This window comes from Mycobacterium simiae, assembly GCF_008370645.1.
In the GTDB taxonomy this organism is placed as follows: domain Bacteria; phylum Actinomycetota; class Actinomycetes; order Mycobacteriales; family Mycobacteriaceae; genus Mycobacterium; species Mycobacterium simiae_A.
In genome coordinates this window covers 22,380-28,579 of record NZ_VTZN01000055.1, presented here as the reverse complement: position 1 = coordinate 28,579, position 6,200 = coordinate 22,380, and the positions used below count along the sequence as shown (strand labels likewise).

Below are 6,200 nucleotides of genomic sequence, written 5' to 3'. Positions count from 1 at the left end.
GGTAGGTGTGGGGTATCTGCGTCGGTCGGGGTTGACCGCTGCACGGTTTGTGGCGTGCCCGTTCGGCGGAGCGGGAGCGCCGGGGACACGGATGTATCGCACCGGCGATTTGGTGCGCTGGCGTACCGATGGACAGCTGGCATTTCTCGGCCGCGCCGACGACCAAGTCAAGATCCGCGGCTACCGCATCGAACCCGCCGAAATCGCCGCTGCGCTAACCGAACTCGACGGTGTCGAGCACGCTGTCGTGATCGCCCGCGAGGACCGTCCCGGCGATAAGCGCCTGGTCGCCTACCTGACCGGAACAGCCGATCCGGCTCAGGTGCGCACCCAGTTGGCTGCCCAGCTGCCCTGCTACATACTGCCCGCCGCGATCGTGGTGCTGCCCCAGCTGCCGCTGACACTCAACGGCAAACTCGACACCCGCGCCTTACCGGCCCCCGAGTACACCAGCGACCACTACCAAGGCCCCAGCACCGCGGTCGAAGAAATCCTGGCCGCCATCTACGCCGAAGTCCTCGGACTGGACCGCGTCAGTGTTGAGGACTCCTTCTTCGAGCTGGGCGGCGACAGCATCTTGTCGATGCGCGTCGCTGCCCGGGCGCGCGCCGCCGGCGTGTTGTGCCGGCCGCGTGACATTTTCACCCACCAGAGCGTTGCTGGGCTGGCCCGGGTCGCCAGCTTTACCCAAGACGACCGGCACACCGCAGCTGACGACGGGCTGGGCGAGGTGACCATCACCCCGATCATCCGGTGGCTGGAAAGCATCGACGGCCCCGTCGGGCAATTCAATCAAACGATGCTCCTGCAGGCCCCCCGCCACAGCACCCCGGCCGACGTGGTGGCCTTGCTGCAAGTATTGCTGGACCGCCACCCCATGCTGCGCCTACAGGTCAAACACGACAACAACGCTTCGGGCCGGACTTCGGGGTGGACGTTGTGGGTGCCCCAACCGGGCTCGGTGGAGGCCCACAATTGCCTGCAGCACGACACCGTGTGCTCCGCCGCTACCATCGCCGCGGCTCACTCGCGGTTGAATCCCACCGCCGGTGTCATGCTCAGCGCGGTCTGGATTTCCTCAACAGCCCAGTTGGTGCTGGCCATCCACCATCTAGCCGTCGACGCCGTGTCCTGGCCGATCCTCCTCGAGGACCTCAACACCGCCTGGCACCAACACCGCAACGGCCAACAAATCGCCTTGCCCACGCGCGGCACGTCCTTTCGGCAATGGGCCACGAGGCTAGCCGAACACGCCCACCACCCGAGCGTCACCGACCACGCCCGCACCTGGCAACACATCAACGCGATACCGGCCGCCCTACCGGCCGCGGCCCCCGCGGTAGATACCTTTGCCAGCGCCGGGCGCCTGTCGACAGCACTAGATGTCGCCACCACCCGCATACTGCTCAGCGACGTACCCGCAGCGTTTCACACCGGCATCCAAGACATCCTGCTAATCGCCTACGCCCTGGCCTGGACCGAATTCCTGGACACCAACAACACACCGATCAGCATCGACGTCGAGGGCCACGGCCGCCACGAAGAACTCGCGCGCGGCATCGACCTGTCCCACACCGTGGGCTGGTTCACCACCAAATACCCCATCGCACTAACCATCGATCGGCTGCCCTGGGCCACGATCATGGCCGGCGACCCGGCGATGGCGGCGATCATCAAACACGCCAAAGAACAACTGCGGGCGTTGCCCGACGGCATTACCTATGGTCTGCTGCGCTACCTCAACCCCGACATCGACCTCACCGCGCCCGACCCCCCAATCGGATTCAACTACCTCGGCCGGTCCGCCCCAGCCGATGCCTCATGCACCGACCAAACCTGGCGGGTTGCCGGCTCACCACGCATCGACACCAGCACAACCGGGCTGTCCATGCCGCTGGTGCACACCGCAGAAGTCAACGCCATCACCATCGACACCGACACCGGCCCCCAACTGCACGCCAACTGGACCTGGGCCACCACCATCCTCGACCACACCCAGGTCACCCGAATCAGCCAACTCTGGTTCGAGGCCCTCACCGGCATCTGCACACATGTGCGCAACGGCGGGGGCGGGCTCACTCCCTCCGATATCGCGCCCACCACACTCAACCAGGAACAGATCGAAGTCCTCGAACACACCTACTCGGTCGATGACCTGCTGCCGCTGACTCCCCTGCAGCAGGGGCTGCTCTTCCATACCAGCGACACCCACGACGCCGCCGAGCCCTACGTGGTCCAGATTGAGATCGGTTTGAGCGGCCGGCTCGACCACCGCGGCCTGCGTGACGCCGTGCAAGCAGTGCTCAACAGGCATCCGAACCTCGCGGCCCGGTTCGTCTACCAAGACGTTGACGAACCAGTTCAGGTGATCGTGGCCGATCCGATGCTGCCCTGGCGCTATGTCGATCTCACCGAAGCCGGAAAACGTCAACCCGATATCGAGCGGTTGTGCGCCGACGAGCGCGCCGCCGTCGCCGATGTCACCCACAACTCTCCGTTCCGGGCCGCTTTGATCCGCACCGCACCCGACCGGCACCTGCTGGTGCTTACCAATCACCACGTCGTGTGCGACGGCTGGTCGCTGCAAATCCTGCTGCGCGAAATATTCGCCGGCTACCACGGGCAACGGCTACCCGCACCCGCTCCCTACCGCAACTATCTGGCCTGGCTTGCCCATCAGGACCGACACAGCGCCCAAACAGCCTGGCGCACCCTCTTTTCCGGTTTTGAAACACCCACCTTGCTGGGCCCGCGGGATCGGTTTCGACCGGCCCAGCGTGGCGTCACATCGTTTCAGTTGCCCAGCGGCATCACCGCGGCGCTGGCCGGGTTGGCGCGCGCCCACCACACCACCGTCAATATCGTCCTGCAGGCCGCCTGGGCCCACCTACTGGGCGGGTTAACCGGCCACCACGACGTCGCATTCGGCACCACGGTCTCGGGGCGACCCGCCGATCTACCCGATGCGCAAACCATGGTGGGCCTACTGATCAACACCGTGGCAGTGCGCGCCACCACGACCGCACACACCACCACAACAGAACTGCTGCACCAACTCCACCAGCGGCATAACGACACACTCGACCATCAGCATCTGGCGCTCAGCGACATTCACCGCGCCAGCGGCCATGACATCTTGTTTGACACCCTGCTCGTCTACGAGAACTACCCCATCAGCCCCTCGCTACCCCCGGGCGAGCACGATCTCACCATCACCGACCTCACCAGCCGCGAAGCCGCCCACTATCCCCTTGCCCTGGTCGTCCTACCGGGACCTCAACTCGCGTTCCACATCGAATTCGCCACCGATATCTTCGCCGCGCACCGCATCGACGCGCTGATCGAGCGCCTGCAACGGCTGTTGCAGATAATGGCAACCCAACCCGACCGGGCGCTATCGACGGTGGATCTGCTCTCCGAAACCGAAAACACAAGCCTGGCCGCGTGGGGCAACCGCGCCGCGCTGACGACCACCCCGGCCCCGGTGTCGATCCCCGCGCTATTTGGCGCGCAAACAGCCCGCACACCGGACGCGGTGGCGCTGGCTTTTCAGGACAGCTCGCTGACCTACCGTCAGCTCGACACCGCCGCCAACCGGCTCGCCCACCGGCTAGCGCACCACGGGGTGGTGCGCGGCGATGTGGTCGCACTGCTGCTGCCCCGCGGCGCCCAGGCGATCGTCGCAATCCTGGCGGTGCTCAAGGCCGGTGCTGCCTACCTCCCCATCGAACCCACTCAACCCGACGCCCGCATCGCGCTCATGCTCGACGACGCCGCACCGGTGACGGCGGTGACCACCAGCGAGCTGGCAAGCCGGCTCGCCGGGCACAACCTGGCCGTGATCGATGCGAACGACTCAACCCTGATCACCGAGCCGGACATGGCGTTGCCAGCGCCCGCCGCCGAGAACATCGCCTACATCCTCTACACCTCGGGCACCACCGGAACCCCCAAAGGCGTGGCCATCAGCCACCACAACATCACCCAGCTCTTCACATCACCGACCTCATTCGCACCCTCACCCGGTCAGACGGTAACCCAGTGCCATTCTTACGCTTTCGACCTGTCGACCTTTGAAATCTGGAGTGCGCTGCTGCACGGCGGACGGCTGGTGATCGTACCCGAATCGGTGACCCGTTCGCCGGCAGACCTGCACGCCTTGCTGGTCTCCGAACGGGTCGACATGCTCACCCAGACGCCCTCAGCGGTGGCGATGCTCTCGCCGCGCGGGCTGGAGTCGACGACGTTGGTCGTCGGCGGTGAGGCCTGTCCCCGCGAGGTGATCGACCGCTGGGCGCCCGGGCGGGTAATGGTCAACGCCTACGGCCCCACCGAGACAACGATGTACATATCGATGAGTGCGCCGTTGCACCCGGCTTCGGAAGCAACAGCGATCGGCCGTGCGGTGGCGGGTGCGGCGTTGTTCGTCCTGGACCAGTGGCTGCGGCCGGTGCCGGAGGGGGTGCCCGGGGAGTTGTACGTGGGCGGCCAGGGTGTCGGCAACGGATATTGGCGCCAATCGGCGTTGACCGCCGCACGGTTCGTCGCCTGCCCCTGCGGCGGGTCCGGGACGCGGATGTATCGCACCGGCGACCTGGTGCGCTGGAACGCCGATGGCCAGCTGCACTATGTCGGCCGCGCCGATGAGCAGGTGAAAATCCGCGGCTACCGCATCGAACCGGCCGAAATCGCCACCGCCCTAAACACACTCGAGGGCGTCAACCAAGCCGTCGTGATCACCCGCGAGGACCGCCCCGGCGACAAACGCTTGGTCGGCTACCTCACCGGCGACGTGGACACCGCAGCCGCGCGCGCGGCACTGGCCAGCCGGCTACCCCATTACATGCTGCCCGCCGCGCTGGTCGTGCTACCGGCGTTGCCGCTGACAGTCAACGGCAAACTCGACACTCGCGCGCTGCCCGCTCCCGACTACACCAGCGACCACTACCGGGCCCCCACCACCGCGGTCGAGGAAATTCTGGCCACCATCTATGCCCAGGTCCTGGGCCTAGACCGCGTCGGCATCGACGACTCCTTCTTCGACCTCGGCGGAGACTCCCTGCTGGCCATGCGCGCGATCGCGGCCGTCAACGCCGCCCTGGACACCCGCATCGCGGTACGCACCCTGTTCCGGACACCCACCATCGAAGCCTTGAGCCAACAACTAAGCGCACCAGGCAATTCGGTTGACGTTGTTCCCGTAGAAGTGCTCAACGACGGCCCTGGCACCCCGCTCTTTTGCCTCTCGCCCGGGGGAGGACTCAGCTGGCCCTACCGAAGCCTACGGTCATACCTCGACTGCCCAATCATCGGCATTCAGCAACTCCCGCACGACGGCCAAGCCGAGCCCAAATCACTTCGCGACCAAGCCAAAAAGCACGCCGACACCATCCAGGCGCTCCATCCCGACGGCCCGTACCACCTGCTCGGCTGGTCATTTGGCGGCATCGTCGCGCACGCGATTGCCGTTGAGCTACAACGGCGCGGATGCACAGTTGCGCGCTTGCTCGCGCTAGACCCGGTCCTGGCGCCAGATGCTCCCGACGCCGACGACAACGGCGCAAACGGCCAAGATCTCATGACCGAAAGCGAGGCCATGCTGGCCATCATGAAAGCCGCGGGCATCGACAACACGGAACCGTCCCGCCCGCTCGCCTATCCGCAGGTAGCGGCACGGATGCATCAGCCCGACACGGCGCAGTTCGCGCTTCCCTCAAGACAACTCGTCGATGTCATGGTCAAGAACATCAACACCAATACGGCGCTCCGGTCTCAACATGTGCCGGACATTTTCGACGGCGACATGATCATCTTCTCGGCACAACCGGCTAACGGCAGCTCAACGCTCGAGCCGATGTGGCGCCCCTACGTAGCCGGCAGCATCACCGAGTACCGCGTCGACTGCGCGCATGAGGAGATGCTCAGTGCCCCCTCACTGAAACTCTACGGCGACCAGCTCGCGGCGGCATTGGCCTCGACGGGTGAATAGCCCGAGCCTGAGGCGCCTCCTACCTCACTCCGCATCCGGCGCGAACTGATGTTGAGTTCCGCGGTGACTGCTGACAGCGTTGGCTAGTGGTCTCTCCGGTGATGACATCGCAAACCGTAACCGTTGATATCCCAGAACTGTTGTCCGCGTGGAGCGCTCCGCCAACGACGGAGCAAGGAGGGTAACGTCCGTTCCGTTCGCGATGCAGCGT

1 protein-coding gene is annotated in these 6,200 nt (G+C 65.5%); it reads left to right on the top strand.

From position 1 onward, the window contains the following. The coding region (locus F0Q45_RS11200; protein ID WP_149654024.1) for a non-ribosomal peptide synthetase at window positions 1-5,989 on the top strand (5,989 nt) is incomplete at its 5' end. Window positions 5,990-6,200: the final 211 nt, after the last annotated feature.